The organism is Cellulophaga baltica 18 (genome assembly GCF_000468615.2).
GTDB lineage: Bacteria > Bacteroidota > Bacteroidia > Flavobacteriales > Flavobacteriaceae > Cellulophaga > Cellulophaga baltica.
Genome location: NZ_CP009976.1, coordinates 2,034,846 through 2,060,266, shown reverse-complemented (window position 1 = coordinate 2,060,266; position 25,421 = coordinate 2,034,846). Strand labels below are relative to the sequence as shown.

The 25,421-nt window shown below is 37.3% G+C and carries 19 protein-coding genes; 8 read left to right on the top strand and 11 right to left on the bottom strand.

Going from position 1 to position 25,421, the window contains the following annotated elements:
• Nucleotides 1-270: 270 nt before the first annotated feature.
• The 3 genes from M666_RS08795 to M666_RS08785 form a co-directional block, all read right to left on the bottom strand.
• Entirely contained in the window at nucleotides 271-1,422 is a 1,152-nt protein-coding gene (locus tag M666_RS08795; protein ID WP_024481635.1) for an MFS transporter, read from the bottom strand.
• Between the two features lie 24 nt (nucleotides 1,423-1,446).
• Entirely contained in the window at nucleotides 1,447-2,730 is a 1,284-nt protein-coding gene (gene kynU / locus M666_RS08790) for a kynureninase (protein ID WP_029447002.1), read from the bottom strand.
• Nucleotides 2,731-2,799: 69 nt separating this feature from the next.
• Nucleotides 2,800-3,258, bottom strand: coding sequence for a GNAT family N-acetyltransferase (locus tag M666_RS08785; RefSeq protein WP_029447003.1), 459 nt, complete (start codon nucleotides 3,256-3,258; stop codon nucleotides 2,800-2,802).
• Nucleotides 3,259-3,316: 58 nt separating this feature from the next.
• On the opposite strand from M666_RS08785, the gene M666_RS08780 reads away from it, so the two are divergent.
• Nucleotides 3,317-3,958: an O-methyltransferase gene (locus M666_RS08780; RefSeq protein ID WP_029447004.1), complete on the top strand. Its 642-nt coding sequence runs from the start codon at nucleotides 3,317-3,319 to the stop codon at nucleotides 3,956-3,958.
• Here M666_RS08780 and M666_RS08775 read toward each other — a convergent pair.
• The 8 genes from M666_RS08775 to M666_RS08740 form a co-directional block, all read right to left on the bottom strand.
• Complete coding sequence (locus M666_RS08775; protein ID WP_029447005.1) at nucleotides 3,921-4,496, bottom strand: phosphatase PAP2 family protein; 576 nt, start codon at nucleotides 4,494-4,496, stop codon at nucleotides 3,921-3,923. The two genes, M666_RS08780 and M666_RS08775, sit on opposite strands and share 38 nt — an antisense overlap.
• A gap of 2 nt (nucleotides 4,497-4,498) precedes the next feature.
• Nucleotides 4,499-4,780: a Sec-independent protein translocase subunit TatA/TatB gene (locus M666_RS08770; protein ID WP_024481640.1), complete on the bottom strand. Its 282-nt coding sequence runs from the start codon at nucleotides 4,778-4,780 to the stop codon at nucleotides 4,499-4,501.
• 185 nt (nucleotides 4,781-4,965) lie between these two features.
• Nucleotides 4,966-7,272, bottom strand: a complete 2,307-nt coding sequence (locus tag M666_RS08765) for a M1 family metallopeptidase (protein ID WP_029447006.1) — start codon at nucleotides 7,270-7,272, stop codon at nucleotides 4,966-4,968.
• Nucleotides 7,273-7,334: 62 nt separating this feature from the next.
• Complete coding sequence (locus tag M666_RS08760) at nucleotides 7,335-7,844, bottom strand: DUF6702 family protein (protein ID WP_029447007.1); 510 nt, start codon at nucleotides 7,842-7,844, stop codon at nucleotides 7,335-7,337.
• Nucleotides 7,845-7,912: 68 nt separating this feature from the next.
• Entirely contained in the window at nucleotides 7,913-8,710 is a 798-nt protein-coding gene (locus tag M666_RS08755) for a carboxypeptidase-like regulatory domain-containing protein (protein WP_151198040.1), read from the bottom strand.
• A 17-nt stretch (nucleotides 8,711-8,727) separates the two neighbouring features.
• Nucleotides 8,728-9,513, bottom strand: a complete 786-nt coding sequence (locus tag M666_RS08750; protein ID WP_029447009.1) for a carboxypeptidase-like regulatory domain-containing protein — start codon at nucleotides 9,511-9,513, stop codon at nucleotides 8,728-8,730.
• A 45-nt stretch (nucleotides 9,514-9,558) separates the two neighbouring features.
• Nucleotides 9,559-10,329, bottom strand: coding sequence for a BamP family beta-assembly machinery protein (locus M666_RS08745; protein WP_029447010.1), 771 nt, complete (start codon nucleotides 10,327-10,329; stop codon nucleotides 9,559-9,561).
• Entirely contained in the window at nucleotides 10,316-11,077 is a 762-nt protein-coding gene (locus tag M666_RS08740) for a BamP family beta-assembly machinery protein (RefSeq protein ID WP_025615803.1), read from the bottom strand. Before M666_RS08740 ends, M666_RS08745 begins: the two co-directional genes overlap by 14 nt.
• Nucleotides 11,078-11,255: 178 nt before the next feature.
• On the opposite strand from M666_RS08740, the gene pepE reads away from it, so the two are divergent.
• The 7 genes from pepE to M666_RS08705 all read left to right on the top strand — a co-directional run bounded on the left by pepE (nucleotide 11,256) and on the right by M666_RS08705 (nucleotide 25,419).
• Complete coding sequence (gene pepE / locus M666_RS08735) at nucleotides 11,256-11,948, top strand: dipeptidase PepE (protein WP_029447011.1); 693 nt, start codon at nucleotides 11,256-11,258, stop codon at nucleotides 11,946-11,948.
• 156 nt (nucleotides 11,949-12,104) lie between these two features.
• Complete coding sequence (locus M666_RS08730; RefSeq protein ID WP_039325496.1) at nucleotides 12,105-15,830, top strand: beta strand repeat-containing protein; 3,726 nt, start codon at nucleotides 12,105-12,107, stop codon at nucleotides 15,828-15,830.
• Nucleotide 15,831: 1 nt separating this feature from the next.
• Nucleotides 15,832-16,989: a T9SS type B sorting domain-containing protein gene (locus tag M666_RS08725; protein ID WP_029447014.1), complete on the top strand. Its 1,158-nt coding sequence runs from the start codon at nucleotides 15,832-15,834 to the stop codon at nucleotides 16,987-16,989.
• 224 nt (nucleotides 16,990-17,213) lie between these two features.
• Nucleotides 17,214-22,898, top strand: coding sequence for a beta strand repeat-containing protein (locus tag M666_RS08720; protein ID WP_039325494.1), 5,685 nt, complete (start codon nucleotides 17,214-17,216; stop codon nucleotides 22,896-22,898).
• Nucleotides 22,899-22,908: 10 nt separating this feature from the next.
• On the top strand, nucleotides 22,909-23,766 hold the full coding sequence (locus M666_RS08715; RefSeq protein ID WP_029447016.1) for a hypothetical protein: 858 nt from the start codon (nucleotides 22,909-22,911) through the stop codon (nucleotides 23,764-23,766).
• Nucleotides 23,754-24,902: a T9SS type B sorting domain-containing protein gene (locus tag M666_RS08710; RefSeq protein WP_029447017.1), complete on the top strand. Its 1,149-nt coding sequence runs from the start codon at nucleotides 23,754-23,756 to the stop codon at nucleotides 24,900-24,902. Before M666_RS08715 ends, M666_RS08710 begins: the two co-directional genes overlap by 13 nt.
• A gap of 58 nt (nucleotides 24,903-24,960) precedes the next feature.
• Complete coding sequence (locus tag M666_RS08705) at nucleotides 24,961-25,419, top strand: GNAT family N-acetyltransferase (RefSeq protein ID WP_024481654.1); 459 nt, start codon at nucleotides 24,961-24,963, stop codon at nucleotides 25,417-25,419.
• The last annotated feature ends 2 nt before the right edge of the window (nucleotides 25,420-25,421 follow it).

Sequence of the window (25,421 nt, the reverse complement as noted above, 5' to 3'; positions counted from 1 at the left end):
GAACAGAACTAGAAAAATGACGACGAACAGCTTATATTTTCGATGAACTACATGATTTAAAAAATAATAGCAAGACTAAAAATCACTCGAATAAAGCTAAAACGCTTTGTAAATAATTGATAATAGGAACATTACAAATTCTTATACAACGATTATTATAGACTATTTACAATTAGATAATTTTCACAAAAATTAAATCTATAGAGGAAGTTTTCTTCTGAATTTTGAAATTACGGATGCCTTACAGAAAAAAATAGTAGTATTCGTTTCTTATACGCCTCTTTTCCTTTTTAAGATAAAAGATGCTGCTAAAACAATTACAGAACAGACCAGCAAGAGCATGAAGCTTATCCGCAAGGAAAAAGACTCTGCCAAAAAACCCAACACCACAGGACCTAGTAAGAACCCTGATACACCTGTTCCTGCAATAAATGCAATTCCTTGAGAAGACGCTACACCTTCTACCTTACCTCCTATCCTAAAGAGTTCTGGTATTATAGCCGAGAAACCTAGGCCTATTAAAGCAAAACCAAGAATGGTTACCCATAGAATTCCTGAAAGCACTAAAAAATACCCACCTATAGCTAGAAGCGTACCTAAAATTATAATCTTAACAGGGCCAATTTTTGCACTAATACCATCTGCCAGAAACCTACCTAAGGTCATCATGATAGAAAAAGCTAAAAACCCTAATCCGATAAATTTTTCTGGCGCTAAATTAATTTCTTGTAAATAAATTCCACTCCAATCAATTATAGCTCCTTCGCTTCCCATAATTACAAAAGAAATAATCCCCAAGAGAAACAGCGGTTTAAAATTCTTTATCTTAAAAGCTTCTTTTTCTATGGGCGGCGATATGATATGCATATAATTTTTTCGTAAGAGCGCACTTGCAATTAACAATAGTGCTACAGTACCACATATATGAAGTACCCTGTTATCTAGAAGTACTATTAAAAAACTACCAATCCCAGCAATAACGCCCCCTAAACTAAAAAAACCATGGGCGGCAGACATAAAGTTTTGACGGTCTTCTTTTTCAATTTCAGTCACCAAAGTATTCATAGAAATATCTAAAAAACCATTGGCAGCACCATAACAATAAAGCGCCGCAATTAAAGTAAAATAATTAACGGCAATAAATGGCAAAACGGAAGACAGACAAATTAAAATTAGCCCATACCATACAGATTTGCCTACTCCTATCTTATTAATTAATCTTGACGCTACCGGAAAAATTGTAAAATTACCTAAGGACAGAAAAAAAATCGCAAAACCTAAGCTAGCTTTATCCAAACCAATATCTTCTTTGATCAACGGAATATAGGTTGCCCAGGTTCCAAACAAAATATTTAACGTAGCAAAAGACCAAGCCGGTGCAAAGTATCGCGGATTAGATAGAATAAGTTGCAGTGACTTCATTTGGTTATTGCCCTAGCCTTAATGCTAAGAATTTTCTTTTTCTAAAGCTAAGATTCCTTTTTTAAGTAATTGCCCAAATCTATACATGTCTTCATAAGAACAGTAAAAAGGTGCTGGTGCTAAACGGATTACATTAGGCTCTCTCCAATCTGTGATCACTCCATTTTTCATCAAATAATCAAACAAAGATTTACCTTGCCCATGTAAGAAAACAGATAATTGACAACCGCGGTCTTCGGGTGTAATTATTTCAAAACTACTAGAAACCTCAGCATCTATTTCCTGAAGTATGTACTCAAGATAAGCAACAATAGTATCTCTCTTTTTAATTAATGCCGGCATCCCTACTTCTTCAAACATTGTTAGGGAAGCTAAGTACGGGGCTACAGATAATATTGGAGCATTACTTAATTGCCATGCGTCTGCATTTTCCATAGGCTCGAACTCCGGCTTCATTAAAAAGCGTGTTTCTTTTTTGGTTCCCCACCACCCTTCAAATCTTGGAATATCTGGATTATTTAAGTGCTTTTCATTAATATATACTCCGGAGGCATTCCCTGGACCGCTATTCATATATTTATAGCTACACCATGCGGCAAAATCGGCATTCCACTCGTTAAGCTTTAGTTCAATATTACCAGCGCCATGGGCCAGATCCCAACCTACAAAAGCACCAACGGCCTGGCCTGCTTTTATAATTGTTCCCATATCAAAAACTTGTCCGTTATAATAGTTAACGCCGCCTATAAGCACTAAGGCTAACTCATCTCCTACTTCGTTAATCTTGGCGACAACATCCTCTGTACGCCAATGGTGTTCTCCGTCTCTTTTCTTTACCTCGACAATAGCATCTTTAGGATCAAATCCATGAAATTTCACCTGACTAGTAAGCATATATTGATCTGAAGGAAAAGCCTTCTCTTCACAAATAATTTTAAAACGTTTTGGCGTAGGCCTATAGAAAGATACCATTAGCAAATGCAAGTTTACCGTAAGGGTGTTCATCACGGAAACTTCCGCCGTCTTTGCACCAACAACTTTTGCCAAAGGGGCTGCTAAGCGCTCATGGTAATCCCACCAAGGCTTTTCCGCATAAAAATGCCCTTCTACCGCTAACTTTGCCCAATCTGTCATTACTTCGGCTACTATAGCTTCTGTTCTCTTTGGCTGTAAGCCTAAAGAATTTCCTGTAAAGTAGATCACGGGCTTTCCATTAACTTCTGGAAAATGAAATTCTTCTCTATAGTTTCTTAAAGGATCTTGTTGGTCTAATTGTTGCGCGTAGGCTAGCGAATTTTCAAATGGCATAAAAAGCTTTTTTTTTATAAAATTACGATTTACAATTGTATTTAGTACGCACAATAAAGATTGACTTCCCTAAGGCAATCGCATTTCTATAATGTGCTTGGTAAAACCGACTTTTTCATAGGCTTTAATTGCGGGTATATTATCTTGATAAACCGTAAGCCTCACCTCTGATAATCCGTTTTCATTTGCCCAAGTTTTTAAAGCTGCTATTATTTTAGCATTGATACCCTTGCCTCTATACTCTGGTTCCGTATACAAAAAACGAATAATTGCATATTGTTGATGTTTTAAGTAAGGTCTTGCCTGCGCCGTTAGCACCATGCCACAAGCAACGACGCTCGCATCATACTCTGCAACTAATACCTGCGCTGTAGTATCTTTTAAAAGTCCCTCCAAATCATAATAGTGCACAGGATTATCTTTTATGGTTTCATCACACGGGCGTTCTGCTTCAATAAGGCCTTGCTCAAATAATCGTAATGTGGGGATATCTGTAACAAGAGCTTCCCGAAGTCTAATTGTATTCATCTTTAAAAAGTTTACTTGAAGATACTATTAATATCTATTTTTGTAAAAATTTTTTTACATGCATTTCTTATCTCCATTACTTGAAAATTACATTACAGACCATTCTCAGTCTGAACCTAAAGTGCTACAAGAGCTTACAAAAGAGACGCATTTAAAAGTAATACAGCCTAGAATGATTACGGGTCATTTTCAAGGAAGAGCTCTAAGTTTATTATCTAAAATCATCAACCCTAAAACCATTTTAGAAATTGGCACCTATACTGGGTACTCCGCTATTTGTTTGGCCGAAGGTTTACAGAAGAACGGAACTTTACATACGATTGATGTTAATGAGGAACTGGTAGAAATGCAGCGTACGTATTTTGATAAAAGCGGATTTGGCTCTCAAATCATCCAGCATACTGGTGACGCGCTTAAACTTATTCCTGACATGGATGAAACCTTTGATTTGATTTTTATTGATGCAGAAAAAGCAAGTTATGATCACTATTTTGAAACCGTATTGAAAAAAACAAGACCGGGCAGTGTTATTCTTTCTGATAATGTACTGTGGTCTGGAAAAGTGGTAGAACCACTCCAGCCTAAAGATAAAGTGACAAAAATACTATTGGACTACAATAAAAAGCTAAAAGAAGACCTACGAGTGGAAACGGTTTTATTACCTATTCGTGATGGCCTGACACTGAGTAGGGTACTATAAATTTTAGATGAATTTTATAAAATAAATTTGCGGATACTATTCCAACTACAGCACCTGTTATTAAATCTACGGGATAGTGTACTCCTACATATATGCGACTAAATGCTAAAAATATAGGCCAGCAATAAAATGCCCAACTCCATTTAAAACGCTCTTTTATAAAGAGGACAACAATAGTCGTTAGTGAAAAAGAAAATGCAGAATGCCCTGAAAAGAAACTAAAGCCATCAGATCCCTTAATAATACGTATTAAGGTATTTAGTTCTGCGTCTGCACTAGGGCGTATTCTTCCTACTAATTCTTTGGTTAATCCTGTTAACAATAGAACAAAAATCAACATTAGAACAGCCGTACTAATTTTTTGAAATTTTTCTTTGGTACTATTCTTATAGATGACCAAAAAAAGGAATGTGATATAGAGTGGAATCCAGGTAGAAATATTAGTAGCAATACCCCAAAACTGATCGTATTTTTCTATTCCTAGGCTATTCAAATAAATAAAAGTTTCCCTATCCCAGGTTAACAATTTATCGAGCATAGTTACTTTCTCTTGATGGTACCCGTAACCTCGTTAATGTTTTCTTTTACTTTATTTATTTCGCTTTTAATATCTCTAGTGAAATCGGTATTGATGCCTTGTTTATCTGCGCTTTTCTGAATTTCTTGTTTAATATCTTCAGTAGCATCTTTTAATTGACGCATCCCTTTACCCAAGCCACGGGCGATATCTGGAATTTTATCTGCTCCAAATACCATCACCACTATAAAAAGTATGAAGAATATCTCTCCACCACTTATAAATAAAAAATGTGTCGTTAACATGATACAAATATAATCAGAAGTTTGTGAGTCCCATAAAAAAATGACTAAAACATAATTCTCCTTTTTAAACATTTAACATATTACAAACCACAAGACTAAAAAACGTATTCCATAAAAAAAGCCTAGAATAAAAACGGCTGTTTTCATTCCAGGCTTTTAACACCTTAAACTTTATTATTAAAAGCTTAGTCTTCTTGATCGTTTTTAAACTTATCAAAATCTGACTGCTCCTCTTTCTTAGGCCAAGAGTTGTTAGTCGTATCAATATCTGCTGTTTCAGCTTTTGGATCTACGACAACACTTGTCAATTCTTTTTGTAAAGAAAGCATACGTGTAACCTCTTTTGGGTTCTTTCTCCATATTTGTGGAGGGTATGTAATGTTCTCTTTAGAACCATCTGCATAAGTATACTCTACAATTAACGGCATTGGAATACCTCCTGGTTTCGTAAACGTAACTTCATAGAAAAACTTAGGCTCTTTAACCGCCGTTCTCTCTGCAGGAGTCATGTTATCCATCATAAATTCTTTCAATGGCTTTGAAACTTCTGATGCCATCTTACCTCTTAAAGCATCATCATAATCTTCTGATCCTTCTTCCGCTAAGTATACTAATGGTGGTAAATCTTTTATATCTTGATTTCTAGCCGCAGCATATTCTTTCATTTTTGCCGTTGGCTTATCTGTAACTACATACTTCTTAACATTACCAACCCCTATATCAACAAAGTTAGTGGTATAAAACCAACCTCTCCAGTACCAATCTAAATCTACTGCAGATGCATCTTCCATCGTACGGAAAAAATCTTCAGGAGTAGGGTGCTTAAACATCCATCTTTGAGAATATGTTTTGAAGGCATGATCAAACAATTCTCTTCCCATTACTGTTTCTCTAAGAATATTTAATGCTGTAGCAGGCTTACCGTAGGCATTGTTCCCTAATTGAAATACATTTTCTGGGTTAGACATAATTGGCGATATGTAATCTTGATCTCCACTCATGTAAGGTACAATCTTAGAAGGCTCTCCTCTTCTAGAAGGGTATTTATCATTTGGCGCAATTGCTGCAGGATAAGCTTCTCCAAATTCTTGTTCTGCCATGTATTGCATAAAAGTATCTAAACCTTCATCCATCCATCCCCACTGACGTTCATCAGAGTTTACAATCATCGGGAAAAAGTTATGTCCTACTTCATGTATAATTACACTAATCATTCCGTATTTAACGCGGTCAGAATAGGTACCATCTTTTTCTGGTCTACCATAATTCCAGCATATCATAGGATATTCCATCCCTTGATTTTTTGCATGTACCGAAATTGCCTTTGGATAAGGATAATCAAACGTGTGTGAAGAATATGATCTTAAGGTATGTGCTACTGCTTTTGTAGAATATTCTTCCCATAATGGATTTCCTTCTTTTGGATACATAGAAATAGCCATTACATCTTTGCTACCTACTTTTACCGCTTGCATGTCCCAGATAAACTTTCTTGACGTTGCGAAACCAAAATCACGAACATTTTCAGCTTTCAGCTTCCATGTTTTTGTTTTTTCAGAAAAACCTTTTTCTGCTGCTTCCGCCTCTGCTTGTGTAACGATGATTACTGGCTTATCATAAGATTTTTTAGCCAACTCATAACGCTTCATCATTTCTTTAGAGAAAACCTCTTTTGTATTCTGAAGTTCTCCAGTACCATCTAAAATATGATCTGCAGGAACAGTAATATTTACTTCATAATCTCCAAAAGGAAGTGCAAATTCGCCATTCCCCCAGAATTGATGGTTCTGCCATCCTTCTACATCACTATAAACTGCCATTCTCGGAAAAAACTGTGCTATTACATAAGCACGGTTCCCATCTTCAGGAAAATACTCATAACCAGAACGTGCTCTGCTTACGGTATGATCTGGAATATTATAGTTCCATTTTACTTTTATAGAAACTTGAGCTTTACTTTTTAATGGTGATGGTAAATCTACACGCATCATGGTTTGGTTGATGGTGAAAGGTAATGCTTTACCATTTGCATCCTTCACGTACTCAATATTAAAACCACCATCAAAAGGTGCCGTCATAAAAGTTCCAGTAAAACGTTCTACAGTACTTGCAAAAGGTGCTGCTGACCCATTTCTTAAATCAGACTTCGTATCTTTTGTACGTACGTTTTGATCTAATTGCAACCACAAAAACTCTAGATCATCTGGAGAATTGTTGGTATAGGTGATGGTTTCTTCACCAAAGATTTTTGCATTTTTATCATCTAGCGTAATATCCATCTTATAATCAGCTTGCTGCTGGTAGTAATTAGGACCTGGAGCTCCAGATGCAGATCTGTACGTATTCGGAGTTGCAAACTCTTCGTACATCTGTTTGAATTCATTAACATTGCCATGTGGCGCTGATTTTTCTTTAACTTCTGTGTCTTGTGCGCTTAGAACACCTGCAAACACAAACAAAAGTGCTGTGAAGTAGTACTTAATTTTGCTCATTTCTCGAATTAATTAATTTAGTCGCTAGAAAATTAAAGCTTTTTTAAGAAATTGTTAACGTATTATTCTAAGTTTAACATTCCTTTATTATTTTCACGGGTAAGTACAAAACTCTTCTTCTTGCCAGGAAATTTAAAATGGACCACATTTTGTTGCTCGTCAAACAGATCTACAAGAACCTCATTTGTGGCTGCTATAGATTTTATTTTAGCGTAATTAACCTTAGGTACTTCTAAGTAGACTACAACAACATCATTATCATACTTTTTACCAATGAATTTGTATTCTTGTTGCTCCTGATTTATCGTGAGGATGAATTTTGATCTTATGTATTTTTCAATATACACCTCCATATCTTTTAGTTCATTTTCAGTAGCCATCCTTCCTTTAATTCCGTAGCGCTCATTCAGCGTTTTCTCTAAATCATCAATAAAAATACGCGAGGTAATTTGTAGCGCCTTATCTTTTTCTGAGTACGCAATATTGGTCACGGTTACATAAAATTTATGCACTGCAGTAAATGCTAATAAAGGGAATAGTAAAATTAAAATAAGTTTCTTCAGTGGTTTCATAATATATAGTATGCTTCTTTTATGAGTCAATTTAGCAAAGCTTGTGCCAAAGATAAAGCTAATCTAGTTTATTCTGTTTTTAGAAATACTATGCTTTTACGCTCTAAAAACTCCCAAACAAGTAATTGATCTTCTGATTTTAATAGTGCGTCAAAATTCTCATCTGTTTCGCAAAAATATACAAACTCATGTAGTTGTAGGTCTGGAATTTTAAGGTTCTTAGTAATAATAGAATCTGGGTAATAAGCCATTAGTTGCGCAACCATGTTATTCTTTTCCTCTCTGACAATACGTTCTTTCAACATTTTCGTACGACCCGAAATTCTATTTAAGATTTTATGTGTATTTATAGCAAAACCTAGCGGGAGAACTTTAATCATGGTACCCCGATCTGCCTCCAATAATTTCCGCTCATTATAGGTCATTTTCACCACATGAGTATTAGGCAGACCTAAAGTGGAAGAAGACACCGTAGACAGCTTTAAACCGCGCGCATCTTTAGATAAATCTCCTGATAAATTATAGGGCATAACCACCACTTCTTCCAATTTATTTTCAGCCTCCTCTAAAGAAACTATAAACTGCTTGCTTTCTAAAATAGCTTGGGTGATTATGATTTCTTTGTTTTTCAATTGTACGGACGAAAATACGACCGTATCCGATAAACGTACCGCAAGCGCAAAGAAGCCATAGCCATCTGTAATTGTTGCTTTCTTGGTAGAAATATTTTGCACATGAATGCCTGCTAATTCTGAATTTACCACCTGCACATTCCCTTCTAAAGTCACTTGATGATCTTGTGCTTGCATCCCCATTGCTTGGAACAGTATCAGTATAACAAGATATTCTTTAGCGCTTTTTCTCACGGTTGTAGGCTATTAAATTAGGGAGTATCTATGTTGTTATTTTCCCGATACACTTTACTTTTCTTCTTGAGAAATTCCCATATCCTAATTTTATCGTGCGTATCAACAACACTCGAAAACGAATCATCTACTTCACAGAAGTATAAAAAGTCATCAATCTTTAAAGCGGGAATTTTTAATTCTGTTACATAAAGGGTATCCGCATAAAAAGCTCTCACTCGTTCTGTTCGCGCATATTTTTCATCGCGCTTTACACGGTCTTTAAGCATTTTGGTTCTACCCGATATGGCATTAATTATAGGATTTACAGGTATTAAACCACCACCTGTGGTAGCTTCATTGAGTTTACGCTCACCCTGTGTTTTTTTCTTCACGTATGCATTGGGCAATCCTAAGGTAGCAGCAACGACTACCGGTTCACTACGCATATCTTGAGCTAGATTACCTGTTAAATTATAAGGCATGACTACTACCTCCTTCAATTCATTTAATGCAGGATCTAGGGTAATATAAATAGTTTTACTGGTGAGAATCTCTGCGGTGACAATAATTTCTTTTCGTTGAAATTGAATGGCTGAAAAAACTAGGGTATCTTTTAAGCTTGCTGAAATCTTAAAAAATCCGTCAATATCAGTAATCGCAGCTTTCTTGGTAGAAACATTGAGTACATGCGTTGCTGCAACATCGCCATCGGCACTAGAAACCTTCCCTTCTATATCTTTTGAAAAAACACCCTGTGCTTGCCCGTAAAAACTAGCTGCAAAGCATATAAAAACAAGCGTATGTTTTAATTTTCTAATCAAAAGCTTAGGGATAAAAGTTTGTTTAAATTTATAATGAAATAAGGATTAATCTAATTCATAGTTCTTTCGGTAAGCCATGCTTTTCTGTAGCATAAACTCCCAAATACTTAAGTTATCTTTCTTATCAATTGCTGCAAAAGAGGAATCTATCTCGCAGAAATACATAAAGTCATTAATCTTATCTGCAGGTATTTTCAATTGCTTTACATAGAGAGAATCATGGTAGGCTTTTCGAATAAACTCTGTTCGCGAATATTTTGCTTCGCGGTCACTAATTAGACGCAGCCTCTTAGTTTCACCCGTCAAAGCATTAAGTGCAGTTAGTAAAGGTCCTCCTGATCTTGCAGAAAAAGCTTTGCGCTCCGCTTGGCTCATTTTCTTTACAAAAGCATTAGGCAATCCTAAACTTGCTGCCGTCAAGGGCGGGTCAATTTCAATCCTATTCATATCTCTACCCAACTGGCCACTTAGATTAAAGGGCATAACCACTACCTCATCTAAGGCATTTAAAGAGGGTTCTAAGTTGATATTTAACGATTTACTGGCTAGTAATTCTTTAGTCATTACAAGCTCTTTACGCTGAAACTGTACTGCTGAAAAAACTAAAGTATCATTTAAACGTGCCGTAATGGTAAAAAAGCCATCAATATCTGTAATCGCTGCTTTTTGTAAACTAATATTTAATACATGTGTAGCGGCTACATCACCATCCGCACTAGATACCCTACCTGCAATTTCTTTAGAAGCAGTGTCTTGTGCGTGCAAACTTGCAGCACAAATAAAAAAAAAGGCGCTATAGAGACTAGTTTTTATCATCTAGTTGTGCGCGAAAATCTTTACTTGCATTCACTAGAAAATCAATCAGTTCAAACTCATTGGTTTTTTTAAGTAGCGATTGTTCTGGCAAACGCGTATCACAATAGTATAAGAACTGCGTAATTTTATCTTGCGGCAATTGCAAATCAGACACAAAGAATTGATCATCATACACTTGACGCAATACATCACTCACTTTTAATCTAGGCGCAGCTTCTGTAGTGGTACCATCTTCATTTTTAATTCCTTTTTTTATGGCTTTAAAAATATTTACAAAATTGATTCCGTTTTGCATACCCCGCTCTTGATCAGACATGGCTATATTTTCTACTCTTGAAGTTTCATCTATACCATACTCGTATTTTTTAAACTCTTCATTCTTTACAATAAGAAATGCTTCTTGATTTTCAGGACCTACTACTACTTCATCAAGTTCGGTTACTTTTTCATTCACTTCAACCACAAGCCTATTATTGGCTATAATTTCAGGAGTAATAATAACGCGTTTCATCTGGTAATTCAGTGCCGTAAATACAAGCTCATCCCCTACTTTAACATTAATACCAAATTCGCCATCCGTATTCGTAATTACTCCTAATTCGGTATTTACATTTATAACATTTTCATTTTGCACATTACTATTGCGGTACATTACTTTACCTCGCAAAAAGGTACGGTCTTGGTCTTGCGCAAAACTTTGCGCTATTGAGAAAGTAAGTAAGCATATAAAAAGTATAATTTTTTTCATAAGGTTCTTTTATCTAAGAAATACGTAGTGTTAAAAACCTTACTCGTTTTCCAATATTGAACAAGGGTCGTATCATTACAAGTTAAAGTTAAGTATAAAGGAAATATAAGTTGTCCTCAAAAAAAAATAATGCACCATTAAACTTTTGTTAATTTAGCAGATCAAAAAATACTACAAATTGAAAAATTTACTACTTGCTAGCACATCTACGCTTCACGGAGAACCATATTTGGCTTATCTTTTAGAAACCTTAGAAGACTTTTTTAAAACAGTAACCACGGTTACCTTTATTCCATACGCTAGACCAGGAGGCATTACACATGACGCATACACCGCTTTAGTTGCAAAAGCATTTGCTACGATAAACAAAAAAGTAGTGGGCTTGCACACCTATAAAGATCCTGCAAAGGGCATCCAAGAGGCAGAGGCCTTCTTTACCGGAGGCGGCAACACCTTTCTACTGGTACAACAATTACATGAACTAGGACTAATGAAGCCGTTAAAAAACAAAATTTTGACAGGTGCACCGTATTTTGGCACTAGTGCAGGAAGCAATATTGCAGGTGTAAATATGCAAACCACCAATGATATGCCTATTGTATATCCTCCAAGTTTTGAAACATTAGGACTTGTACCATTCAATATCAACGCACATTATTTAGATCCGGACCCTACCAGCACTCATAATGGCGAAACTAGAGCCACTAGAATTAAGGAGTTTCATTGCTTTAATAGCACTCCTGTAGTAGGGCTACGCGAAGGAAGTTTCATTCATATTCAAGACAAAAATACTACACTAAAAGGAGCCTTCAAAGCAAGAATTTTCGAACAAAATAAAGCTCCGTATGAGGGAATAAACCTACACTTTTAATCAAAATACCACAATAAAAACTCTGGTCATTTACAGAGCTATTCCTTAACTTTCAACCAGTTAAACTAGAGCAATTGCATTTCATCCTAAAAAAGTGGTGAAATCTTTATATAATTGTAGTTTTATCAAAATAACCCCTATTAAGTTCTTACACTTATGCGCAATTTTTATTTCAAAACAGTTGTAATTATAGCCTTTCTATTTCTTGGATCAGGACAGCTACAGGCCCAAGTTAAAATAGGAAACAACCCTCAAACCATAAACCCATCCTCCTTATTGGAACTAGAAAGTATTGACAAAGCTTTTGTTGTTTCAAGAGTAACCAATGCTCAAATGAATGCCATTACCCCTCTTGAAGGTGCCATGGTGTACAATACCGAGGAACAATGTATCCATTATTATGATGGCTTACAGTGGATTAATATTTGCGAAGCATTTGGTGAAACCTTGACGTTTACTAGTGAGGCATTAGAAAATCCTGGTAATTTTGAATCCATTAGCATCACTAAAACGACAGATACAAATTATAATTTTGAAGTAGGTTTATTAAATGCTTCTAACATTCAAGATGGCACCATCAGCACTACAAAATTAGTAGACGGCGCAGTTACATTGAATAAAGTAGCTGATAATGCTGTAAACAACAGTAAAATTCAGAATGGAACTATCCAACCTGGAAAGATGGCAGCAGGCCTACCTAATACTATCTTACAAACTAACGCAAGTTCGTTCGTTGAATGGGCTCCTTTAAATGTAGATAATGTTACCGGAAAAGATCTTACGGCCGGTGACACTTCAATTGTGGTAACTAACGGTCTTGGCGCCACACTCGTAGAATCCAATGTGCGCGTAGCAGATGCGGGAATCACCAATATTAAACTTGGTCCCGATGCTGTAACTACCGATAAGATTTTAAATGAAACCATACTTTCTGAAGATATTCTAGACGGCACTATAGTAGAAGTAGATGTGGCAGACGATGCCATTACGAATGCAAAACTTGCAGACAATGCGGTAAATACTTTAGAACTTGCAGATGATGCCGTAACTACAGATAAGATAGGAACTGCAGGTGTTGCTTTTGCCAATAGAGTTTTAGGAACAGATCTTAATGGAGACCCTGAATGGCAAGATGCCGCAGCCATAGCTACTAGCTTAGGTGAAGATGTTATCTCTACAAACGGTTCTATTACCGGTACGGCTCTCGATGCTGCTTTAGTCGCTATGGATCTAGAGATAAAAGCAGATGACCTTACTATAGAAGTAAATCCTGATAATGTTACTGGAATTCAAGTAAAAGATGACGGAATTACAAGTGCCAAAATTTTAAATGAAACTATCGTATCTGAAGATATTTTAGACGGCAGCATTGCAGACGCAGATCTTTTAGATAGAACGATTACGCCTTCTAAGTTAGCCGACGGTACAACAGCTGGTGAAATATTAAGATACGACGGTACGGACTGGGTACTTGCCGACCAATCTACATTGGCAATTACAGAAGTAGATGGTATTATAGGTAATGAAGTTGTAGGACCAACTTTAGGAAATACCACTTTAACACGAAACGGAATTGGCGACACTACTGATCCTTATACTTTAGCGGTAAGCGCAAATGGAATTACCACAAATGAACTTGCGGATAATGCTGTAACTGAAGCTAAAATAAACCCTAGTACAACAGACGGGCAAATTTTAACCACAGTAGCAGGCGCAACGGTTTGGGCAACCCAAGCCTCTGAATTACCTACATTAGCAGATACACAAATTATTATATCTGATGGTACAGATGCAAATGCAAGAACTATTAGTGGTGATGCTACTTTAGCAAATGATGGGACACTTACAATTGCTGATGACGCCATTACTACAGTTAAAATTTTAGACGCTAATGTAACAGATGATAAATTGGATAAAGGAAATATATCTTTAACTGGGTTTGCTGTTCCAACGGCAGACCTTTCTATCGGAAATGTAAAAATAACAGATGTACTTGACCCGACTTTAGACCAAGATGCGGCAACTAAAATTTATGTAGACACTCAAATTACAGGTTCTAATGCGTTAGCAGATACTAATATTTTTATTGGTGACGCAACAGGTACTGCCCAAGCAAATACCCTTGGAGGTGATGCAACTTTAGCGAATGATGGGACCCTTACGATTGCTAATGACGCCATTACTACAGTTAAAATTCTTGACGCTAATGTAACAGATGATAAACTAGATAAAGCAAATATATCTTTAACTGGTTTTGCTGTTCCAACGGCTGACCTTTCTGTTGGAAGCCTTAAAATAGTAGATGTTGCTGACCCAACTTTAGACCAAGATGCGGCAACTAAAATATATGTAGATACTCAAATTACGGGGTCTAATGCTTTAGCTGATGCCAATATATTTATTGGTGATGCTGCTAACACAGCCCAAGCAAATACCCTTGGAGGTGATGCAACTTTAGCGAATGATGGGACACTTACGATTGCTGACGACGCCATTACTACAGTTAAAATTCTTGACGCTAATGTAACAGATGATAAACTAGATAAAGCAAATATATCTTTAACTGGTTTTGCTGTTCCAACGGCTGACCTTTCTGTTGGAAGCCTTAAAATAGTAGATGTTGCTGACCCGACTTTAGACCAAGATGCGGCAACTAAAATATATGTAGATACTCAAATTACGGGGTCTAATGCCTTAGCTGATGCCAATATATTTATTGGTGATGCTGCTAACACAGCCCAAGCAAATACCCTTGGAGGTGATGCAACCCTAGCAAATAACGGGACACTTACAATTGCTGATAATGCCATTACTACAGTTAAAATTGCTAACAATGCAGTCACTTCTGCTAAAATAATTGATGCTGCTGTTTCTTCTAATAAAATTTTAGACGGTACTATTATTAATGCTGATGTAAACCCATTAGCAGCAATAGACGGATCAAAAATTAACCCAATATTTACAGATGACATCTCTACTACAGGAACATTAACCACAGCAGGAACGGCAACTATTGGTGCAAACACTATTACCAATGTAGACGGTACCGCTGGACAAATATTAACAACAGATGGCGCAGGTGTTGCTACTTGGGAAGATACAGCTGTAAATAACTTAAGCTCCAGTAATTTAGTTCAAACTGCTAGTGAAGACAGAACCTACGATTTAAATGGCTCTGATTTATTCTTTATAGGCACAGGTAGTGTGGCAATAGGGCCAGATGCTCCTGGAACAAACAAACTGAGAGTTGATGGAACCACTAGAACTTCAGGCTTAAACAATTCACCGGGAACTACAGGCCAACCTTCATACAGATTCACAGATGATTCGGATACAGGTATGTACCGTGACGCCGCTGACCAATTAGCATTCACAACAGGTGGTACCGAAGCTCTTAGAATAATAGCGAATCAGAATGTAGGTATTGGTACGGCTACTCCTAATGAAAGTTTACACGTTGCAAACAACATGCAGTTAGACGGCAGCTTTAAAGATAAAGATGGCGATACCGGAACTAACGGACAGGTATTAACCTCTACCGCAACAGGAACAGATTGGAAAGCTCCTGCTGTTGTTGCTATGGGAATGGTAAATAGAAATGCTGTATCTATACCATCTTCTCCAACAAAAGAAAATGGAGCGGTAACCTCAAAACTTGGAACAGGTTTATACAGAGTTACTTTTATTGCTGGTAATATTAGAGCTGATGATTTATATACGATACAATTAACATTACTAGGAACAAATACAGCAAGATTAATTAGGGTATTTGCTTCAAGTTTGGCAACTGCTCCGAAGACAACACATTTTGATGTAGAAATTCTTGATGGAGCGGGAGCTCCTGTTGATGCATCATGGTACTACACCGTAACAGACTTTTAATATGAAGTACTTACACTACATCCTTTTCTTATTTGTTGGTCTGTCAAGTCACGCACAAACGGCATTAAATCATACCGGTGGCATGCAAATACATGATAGTGCCGAGGTGGGTTTTCATACCAACTTTATCAATAATGCGCCCTTTGATCAAAACTTAGGTTTGGTAGGCTTTTACGGTTCCCGTTTTTTAAATATCCAAGGAACAGTATCTCCCATCTTTTATGATTTTGAAATATTTGCAAGCAGTGGTGTTACCTTAAACATTGCGGCCAATGCTACCAACAACGTAAATTTTGTTGCTGGTGATATCATGACTCAAAAATCATTAGAAGCTATCTATTTTGGACTTTTAGATAATGCCATGCACAATGGTGAGAGCAATATGTCTAAAATAAACGGATATGCTTTAATTACCAATCAACAAACCTATCAGTTCCCTATTGGAGACGAGTTTCAATTGCGTCCATTAATTCTAAATAGCAATAGCATAAACTTAACCGCAAAATGCGCCTACTTTTTTGAGAACCCGAATGCACCCTTATCATTCACACAAACGTTTGATACAGGTGATAAAGACCGACAATTAAGCTTAATCAATACACAAGAATTTTGGCGTTTGGAAAGTAGCGTCCCTTCTACCGTTACCATTTCTTGGAATAGTAGAAGTGCCATAAACACCTTAACAGAAGTTATTGAAAACCTATTGGTTGTAGGCTGGAACAAAACAGAACAAAAATGGGATATTCTAGGCAATACCGTAGTAAGTGGGGATAGTGAAAATGGAATTATTACTTCTGAAGAATTTTTACCGGACGACTATGAGATTATTACTATTGGTAGTTTATTGGTACCTCAAGATCGTTTAACTATTGATAATTTCTATTTATCTCCTAATGGCGATGGTATTAATGATGTACTAGTTATTGAAGAGTTAGAATTATCTAGTCAGAATGAATTAAAGTTATATGATCGTAACGGTCTTCTAGTGTTTAGACAAGAAAATTACACCAATGAATTTGCTGGAATTTCTAATGTAGATAATAATGTGATTCAAAGAGACGCAGGCTTACCTTCAGGCATCTACTTTTACATTGTAAATATGTATGATCTAGGCTATGAGTTTCAAGGCTTCTTATACTTAGCACAGCCTACTTATTAAACATTCAGAGTACACTAGTATTTAAAATAGCATCCCATTTTCTTAAGAAAGATAATGGGATTTTTTTAGCGACTATTTTAGCTAAAAATAAATATATTACAGATAAAACCTACAAAGTTATACGTTAAAACTACTTATTTGACAGACGAAATACTACATTTCACAACAAATATCCTTTCATTGGTATAAATGTTTGGTAGTTTTACGAGAAAACACAACCCACTATGAAAGTTTTATCCCCCTTAGTTCTATTTCTAAGTCTGGTCCTCTCCTCCTATGGACAGGTAAAAATTGGTGACCATATTAATAATATTGATTCAAATTCAATTTTAGAATTAGAAAGCAATTCAAAAGTTTTAGTAGTTACCCGTATCACAAACGCGGAGATGAATGCTATTACCCCTATTAATGGCGCATTAGCCTACAATACCGACGAAGACTGTTTATACCAATACCGAAACAATATATGGACCAGTCTATGTATTGATATTACCGGTGGTCAAACAATTACAAGCTTAACCGATAATAATGATGGTAGTTTTACTTATTCCGATGAAAATGGTATCGATGCACGCATAGAAAAAGCAAACCTAATAGATAATAGTGACGGCACCTATACCTTTAGCAACAGTACTACAACACTTTTGATAAATACTGCTGCAAACAGTAACAGTTATAATAATAATATTTCAGGGATCACCGCATCCAATGTACAGGAAGCAATTGACTTCATAAAAAAAGAAACTGACAGTGCAATTGTTGCTCTACAAAATGACATCAATACAAATACCACCAATTTTACTACTTTATTAGATGGCAAAGAAAACACCGCTAACAAATCTACCGATGGTACGTTAGCTGATAATTCCGATGTAGACTTCCCAACAGAACAAGCAGTTAAAACCTATGTTGATGCACAAGTAGGTGCTGTAAGTCAAGATGATGATATCACCGATGCTACTTTAAATGCCTCTAGTGTTTTAGCCATCAAAGAAGGAACTACAGAAGTAACGGTTAACTTATCAGCATTAGAAGAGTCCGATGATATTACTGCAAATACTACGGCAATTGCTAATGAAGTGACCAGAGCGACAGCGGCTGAGACGGCAAACGCAACTGCCATTTCCAACGAAGTGACCAGAGCTACCAATGCAGAAACAGCAAATGCAAATAATATTTCTAGCAACGATACGGAGATTGCGGCGAACACAACGGCAATTGCATCACTGGGAACGGACAAAGAAAACACCGCTAACAAATCTACCGATGGTACTTTGGCGGATAATTCTGATGTAGACTTCCCAACAGAACAAGCGGTTAAAACCTATGTTGATGCACAAGTAGGTGCTGTAAGTCAAGATGATGATATCACCGATGCTACTTTAAATGCCTCTAGCATTTTAGCCATCCAGGAAGGAACTACAGAAGTAACGGTAGACTTATCAGCTTTAGAAGAGTCCGATGATATTACTGCAAATACTACGGCAATTGCTAATGAAGTGACCAGAGCGACAGCGGCTGAGACGGCAAACGCAACTGCCATTTCCAACGAAGTGACCAGAGCTACCAATGCAGAAACAGCAAATGCAAATAATATTTCTAGCAACGATACGGAGATTGCGGCGAACACAACGGCAATTGCATCACTGGGAACGGACAAAGAAAACACCGCTAACAAATCTACCGATGGTACTTTGGCGGATAATTCTGATGTAGACTTCCCAACAGAACAGGCCGTTAAAACCTATGTTGATGCACAAGTAGGTGCTGTAAGTCAAGATGATGATATCACCGATGCTACTTTAAACGCCTCTAGTGTTTTAGCCATCAAAGAAGGATCTACAGAAGTAACGGTAGACTTATCAGCTTTAGAAGAGTCCGATGATATTACTGCAAATACTACGGCTATTGCTAACGAAGTGACTAGAGCTACCGATGCAGAAACAGCAAATGCAAATAATATTTCTAGCAACGATACGGAGATTGCTACGAACACAACGGCAATTGCATCACTGGGAACCGACAAAGAAAACACCGCTAACAAATCTACCGATGGTACATTAGCTGATAATTCTGATGTAGACTTCCCAACAGAACAGGCTGTAAAAACCTATGTTGATGCACAAGTAGGTGCTGTAAGTCAAGATGATGATATCACCGATGCTACTTTAAATGCCTCTAGCATTTTAGCCATCCAGGAAGGAACTACAGAAGTAACGGTGGATTTATCAGCTTTAGAAGAGTCCGATGATATTACTGCAAATACTACCGCTATTGCTAACGAAGTGACTAGAGCTACCGATGCAGAAACAGCAAATACAAACAATATTTCTAGCAACGATACGGAGATTGCGGCGAACATAACTGCAATTGCAGCACTAGGAACGGACAAAGAAAACACCGCTAACAAATCTACCGATGGAACTTTAGTAGATAATTCTGATGTAGACTTCCCAACAGAACAGGCTGTAAAAACCTATGTTGATGCACAAGTAGGTGCTGTAAGTCAAGATGATGATATTACCGATGCTACTTTAAACGCCTCTAGTGTTTTAGCCATCAAAGAAGGAACTACAGAAGTAACGGTGGATTTATCAGCTTTAGAAGAGTCCGATGATATTACCGCAAATACTACCGCTATTGCTAATGAAGTGACTAGAGCGACAACGGCTGAAACAGCAAACGCAACTGCCATTTCTAATGAAGTGACTAGGGCTACCAATGCAGAAACAGCAAATACTACCGCTATTGCTAATGAAGTGACCAGAGCTACCAATGCAGAAACAGCAAATGCAAATAATATTTCTAGCAACGATACGGAGATTGCGGCGAACATAACTGCAATTGCCTCACTAGGAACGGACAAAGAAAACACTGCTAACAAATCGACCGATGGTACATTAGTAGATAATTCTGATGTAGACTTCCCAACAGAACAAGCGGTTAAAACCTATGTTGATGCACAAGTAGGTGCCGTAAGTCAAGATGATGATATCACCGATGCTACTTTAAACGCCTCTAGTGTTCTAGCCATCAAAGAAGGAACCACAGAAGTAACGGTGGATTTATCAGCTTTAGAAGAGTCCGATGATATTACCGCAAATACTACCGCTATTGCTAACGAAGTGACTAGAGCTACCAATGCAGAAACAGCAAATACAAACAATATTTCTAACGAAGTGATTAGAGCTACCGATGCCGAAACAACAAACGCTACGGCAATTGCCTCACTAGGAACCGACAAAGAAAACACCGCTAACAAATCTACCGATGGTACGTTAGCTGATAATTCTGATGTAGACTTCCCAACAGAACAAGCGGTTAAAACCTATGTTGATGCACAAGTAGGTGCTGTAAGTCAAGATGACGACATCACCGATGCTACTTTAAACGCCTCTAGTGTTTTAGCCATCAAAGAAGGAACTACAGAAGTAACGGTAGACTTATCAGCTTTAGAAGAGTCCGATGATATTACAGCAAATACTACGGCAATTTCCAACGAAGTGACCAGAGCTACCGATGCAGAAACAGCAAATGCAAATAATATTTCTAGCAACGATACGGAGATTGCGGCGAACATAACTGCAATTACAGCACTAGGAACGGACAAAGAAAACACCGCTAACAAATCGACCGATGGTACGTTAGCTGATAATTCTGATGTAGACTTCCCAACAGAACAGGCCGTTAAAACCTATGTTGATGCACAAGTAGGTGCTGTAAGTCAAGATGACGACATCACCGATGCTACTTTAAACGCCTCTAGCATTTTAGCCATCCAGGAAGGAACTACAGAAGTAACGGTAGACTTATCAGCACTAGAAGAGTCCAATGATATTACCGCAAATACTACCGCTATTGCTAACGAAGTGACTAGAGCGACAGCTGCTGAAACAGCAAATACAACTGCCATTTCTAACGAAGTGACCAGAGCTACCAATGCAGAAACAGCAAATACAAACAATATTTCTAGCAACGATACGGAGATTGCGGCGAACATAACTGCAATTGCCTCACTAGGAACAGACAAAGAAAACACCGCTAACAAATCTACCGATGGAACTTTAGTAGATAATTCTGATGTGGACTTCCCAACAGAACAAGCAGTTAAAACCTATGTTGATGCACAAGTAGGTGCCGTAAGTCAAGATGATGATATCACCGATGCTACTTTAAATGCTTCTAGTGTTTTAGCCATCAAAGAAGGAACTACAGAAGTAACGGTAGACTTATCAGCTTTAGAAGAGTCCAATGATATTACTGCAAATACTACCGCTATTGCTAATGAAGTGACTAGAGCGACAGCGGCTGAGACGGCCAACGCAACTGCCATTTCTAATGAAGTAACAAGAGCGACTACTGCTGAAACAGTAAACGCTACGGCAATTACAGCACTAGGAACCGACAAAGAAAACACCGCTAACAAATCTACCGATGGTACGTTAGCTGATAATTCCGATGTAGACTTCCCAACAGAACAAGCAGTTAAAACCTATGTTGATGCACAAGTAGGTGCCGTAAGTCAGGATGATGATATCACCGATGCTACTTTAAATGCCTCTAGTGTTTTAGCCATCAAAGAAGGAACCACAGAAGTAACGGTAGACTTATCAGCTTTAGAAGAGTCCGATGATATTACCGAAAATACTACCGCTATTGCTAATGAAGTAACCAGAGCGACTGCTGCTGAAACAACAAACGCAAACAATATTTCTAGCAACGATACGGAGATTGCGGCGAACATAACTGCCATTGCTAATGAAGTAACTAGAGCTACCAATGCTGAAACAACAAACGCTACGGCAATTACAGCACTAGGAACCGACAAAGAAAACACCGCTAACAAATCTACCGATGGTACCTTAGCTGATAATTCTGATGTAGACTTCCCAACAGAACAGGCCGTTAAAACCTATGTTGATGCACAAGTAGGTGGTATTTCTGGAAACGGTGATATTTCCTCAACTGATTTAGTCGTAGGTGGCGATACGAATGCCTTGTTAGGTGATGTTACTTTAGAAATAAAAGCAAATGCGGTAACCACCGCCAAAATAAATCCTGGAAGCAATAATCAAACACTTATTACAAATGGTACAGGTGCTGTGGTCTGGGTTGACTCAAGCACCTTACAACACACTGGAACGGAAGGGTCATTATTTTTTGCAGGTTCCGATGGAAGCCCAACGGAGAATAATGGACAAGTTTTTTTCGATGCCAGCAATAATAGATTTGGAATAGGAACTAATACGCCTGATAATAAATTGCAAGTTACAGGAGCTATCCGTTCTCAAGGATTTTTAAATTCGGACGGTAATGCCAACGAACCTGCCTTCAGATTTTCTGGTGACACCAATACAGGAATGTACCGAAGAGCAGCAGATGAAATAGGATTCTCTGTTGGCGGTAATGATGCCATAATTATTGACGAACCATCAACAGGAAATACACATGTTATAATTACCCAATCTCTAGAACTTGAAGGTACTTTAACCGATACGAGTAATTCTGCTGGAACTGCTGGTCAAGTTTTAACCTCCACCGCAACAGGAACCGCATGGATAGATCCCGCTTTAGTTAACGCAGGAGCTAACAGCAGCCCCATCAAAGCTATCGGGAAAATTGCAGCAGATGGAAGCATTCTTAAAGCGACTACTGGTGTGATTATAACAAAAAATTTAAATACTGGTCATTATACCGTTACGCTACCCGTTGGAGCCACAACTGATGCCAATTATATTATTCAATTATCACAGCCAGGAAGAGCGGGAGAAGGTAATGATGACCCCGGTATTTCTTACAGTAACCAAACAACAACAAGCTTTGATGTCATTATAGGGGATAATGATAATGGAGGCGGAGAAAGAATCAGATTTGATTCGGAATTCATGTTTACAATTTTAGACTTTTAAAACCAACCAAATGAAAAAACTAACCCTTTTCTTAATTTTTATCACATACTCACTTACCACGAGTGCCCAGATAGATGGTAGATACCTACTTGGACTAACCAAAGCCACTTCTGCAGAAATGGCAGCAGTAATAAATCCAACTGAAGGTGCTATACTCTACAATTCTGATGACAAACATATTTACTTGAATATTTCAGGTAGTTTTTCTAAAGTGCTGAGGTTCCAAACCGGAGCTTTAGATTATTGGTCCACCTCAGGAAATTCTGATATGGGCGCGTCAAATTTTATTGGAACCGTAGATCTTAATGACTTGGTATTTAAAACCAATGATATTGAACATTTTAGAATATCGTCGTCAGGCAGCATTGGCATTAACACTAATACACCTAAAGCCCAACTAGATATTGAAAGTACTGGAGTTCCTTTACGTATTAAACCGAGTGCTAGCACACCAACGGGTACTGATGCCGGTCAACTATTCATGGGTGATGATGGTATTTTATACACCTACGACGCTACTAGAGCAAAATGGTTGAGTGTAGACAGAACCTTGCTTAATTGGGAATCTACCGTTTCCGCATTGAGTACAGCATACATTGGCGCCAGTGGTATTCGCTTAGTCAGAGATGCAACAATCACAGCAATTACCGCTCAAAGTGGTTCTATTTTAGCAGCCGGTTGGTCTATTGAAGTGAGAAAAAATGGACTTACAGGCGACATTCTAACATTAAACATTTCTGGACAAGAAGGTAATCATAACAATTCCACAGATATAGATGTAAATGAAGGTGATTACTTAAGAGTATACTGTAATGGTCTATTGGTGGTATTTCCACAAGCATTAATTGAAATCGCATGGAGAAAGTAAGAATATTTTATTTCCTATTAGCCCTAAATACTGCAGTTGTTGTTAGCCAAGAACAAGTGCAGAATTTTGGTGCATTAAAAATTCACGAAGGTGGAAGCATAGGCTTTCATGATAATTTAATAAATAATGGTTCTTTTGATGAAAATGTAGGACTTGCCGGATTTTACAGTACTGACGACCTTACAATCTCTGGAGCTTTTAGACCAATTTTTAAGGATGCCGAAATAGTGGTTACTAACCATTTAAATTTGGAAGTAGGCGTTGGTATTACTAGTAATAGCAATTTTATAATTGGGAACGTGATAACACCTAGAAATCAATTAGACATTACTTTAGAGTATTTTAATAACGCCTTCTACACGGGTGAAACCTCTCAAACAAAAGTGGATGGTTATGCCGCATTATCCAATAAACAAAATTTTATATTTCCAACAGGAATCGCAAATAAGTTGCGTTCTATTGAATTAAATTCAAACAGTACAAATAGTATAGCAAAAGCTGCTTATTTCTATGAGAACCCTAATACGCCCTCTATAATTAATAAAGGTTTTAACACGAATGTAAAAAGTGATATTTTGTTACGCATAAGTACGTATGAATTTTGGGACTTAGATAGTAGTGTACCTTCTACTGTAACCCTAACTTGGGATTCGGACAGTGCAATTTCCAGTGTTGTTGATCGTATAGAAGATCTAAGAGTGGTTGGCTGGGATACTTCAGAAGAAATATGGGTAGACCTAGGGAACATAAACTTTACAGGAAACACAAACTCAGGAAGTATAACTTCTACAACATTTTTACCAAGTAATTACGAGATAATTACATTTGGGGAAAGTTTAAGCAGAGAAAGTATACAACTAGACAATTATATGGTTTCCCCTAATAATGATGGGATAAATGACTTTTTTGTACTCGAAGCAGTCGCTCTTTCTCCAAACAATACACTTGAAATTTACAACCGATGGGGTCGCGTGGTATACCGAGAAGATAACTACAAAAATTTATTTAGCGGTAAAGCTAACACTAGTTTTACTGTCAACAAAAATATAGGGCTCCCTGATGGCATCTATTTTTATGTGGTGGATTTAAAAGATCTTAAAATGACTCATCAAGGATATCTTTACTTAAATAATTAATTTTAGGGTATTGAAATAAGAACTTGTATCTTTATTTTAGCATTCCTAAAAGACAATAATGGGCAAAAATACCGTTACTACTTTAGTATCTAAATTGATAACAGCAGAAGAAACTTATCCGGTACGCCATCCCGTTTTAAGAAAAGGGAGACCTATTGCCACTTGTATGTTAGCTGGTGATGAGTTGTCAGATACTTTTCATGTAGGCGGATTTTTAGAAGATAAGCTGGTAGCTGTTGCATCGTTTTACAACACAAACCACGCAGATCACAAATTCACTGAGGCCGCACAATTAAGAGGAATGGCGGTTTTAGACGAATACCACGGTCATGGTTTTGGCAAGCAGTTATTACTATTTGGAGAAGAACTATTAAAGAAAAAAGAAAAAACTACTGTTTGGATGAATGCAAGAGTTTCGGCTGTTGGCTTTTACACCAATCTAGGATATCATAAAGTTGGTCCGATATTTGAAATACCCTTAGTTGGGGAACATTATGTAATGTTTAAAAAAATATAGAA

Bases quoted from the DNA above. Each gene is read 5' to 3' on its own strand.
- M666_RS08795 (WP_024481635.1), bottom strand. From the start codon at position 1,422: ATGAAGTCACTGCAACTTATTCTATCTAATCCGCGATACTTTGCACCG.
- kynU (WP_029447002.1), bottom strand. From the start codon at position 2,730: ATGCCATTTGAAAATTCGCTAGCCTACGCGCAACAATTAGACCAACAA.
- M666_RS08785 (WP_029447003.1), bottom strand. From the start codon at position 3,258: ATGAATACAATTAGACTTCGGGAAGCTCTTGTTACAGATATCCCCACA.
- M666_RS08780 (WP_029447004.1), top strand. From the start codon at position 3,317: ATGCATTTCTTATCTCCATTACTTGAAAATTACATTACAGACCATTCT.
- M666_RS08775 (WP_029447005.1), bottom strand. From the start codon at position 4,496: ATGCTCGATAAATTGTTAACCTGGGATAGGGAAACTTTTATTTATTTG.
- M666_RS08770 (WP_024481640.1), bottom strand. From the start codon at position 4,780: ATGTTAACGACACATTTTTTATTTATAAGTGGTGGAGAGATATTCTTC.
- M666_RS08765 (WP_029447006.1), bottom strand. From the start codon at position 7,272: ATGAGCAAAATTAAGTACTACTTCACAGCACTTTTGTTTGTGTTTGCA.
- M666_RS08760 (WP_029447007.1), bottom strand. From the start codon at position 7,844: ATGAAACCACTGAAGAAACTTATTTTAATTTTACTATTCCCTTTATTA.
- M666_RS08745 (WP_029447010.1), bottom strand. From the start codon at position 10,329: ATGATAAAAACTAGTCTCTATAGCGCCTTTTTTTTTATTTGTGCTGCA.
- M666_RS08740 (WP_025615803.1), bottom strand. From the start codon at position 11,077: ATGAAAAAAATTATACTTTTTATATGCTTACTTACTTTCTCAATAGCG.
- M666_RS08730 (WP_039325496.1), top strand. From the start codon at position 12,105: ATGCGCAATTTTTATTTCAAAACAGTTGTAATTATAGCCTTTCTATTT.
- M666_RS08725 (WP_029447014.1), top strand. From the start codon at position 15,832: ATGAAGTACTTACACTACATCCTTTTCTTATTTGTTGGTCTGTCAAGT.
- M666_RS08720 (WP_039325494.1), top strand. From the start codon at position 17,214: ATGAAAGTTTTATCCCCCTTAGTTCTATTTCTAAGTCTGGTCCTCTCC.
- M666_RS08715 (WP_029447016.1), top strand. From the start codon at position 22,909: ATGAAAAAACTAACCCTTTTCTTAATTTTTATCACATACTCACTTACC.
- M666_RS08710 (WP_029447017.1), top strand. From the start codon at position 23,754: ATGGAGAAAGTAAGAATATTTTATTTCCTATTAGCCCTAAATACTGCA.
- M666_RS08705 (WP_024481654.1), top strand. From the start codon at position 24,961: ATGGGCAAAAATACCGTTACTACTTTAGTATCTAAATTGATAACAGCA.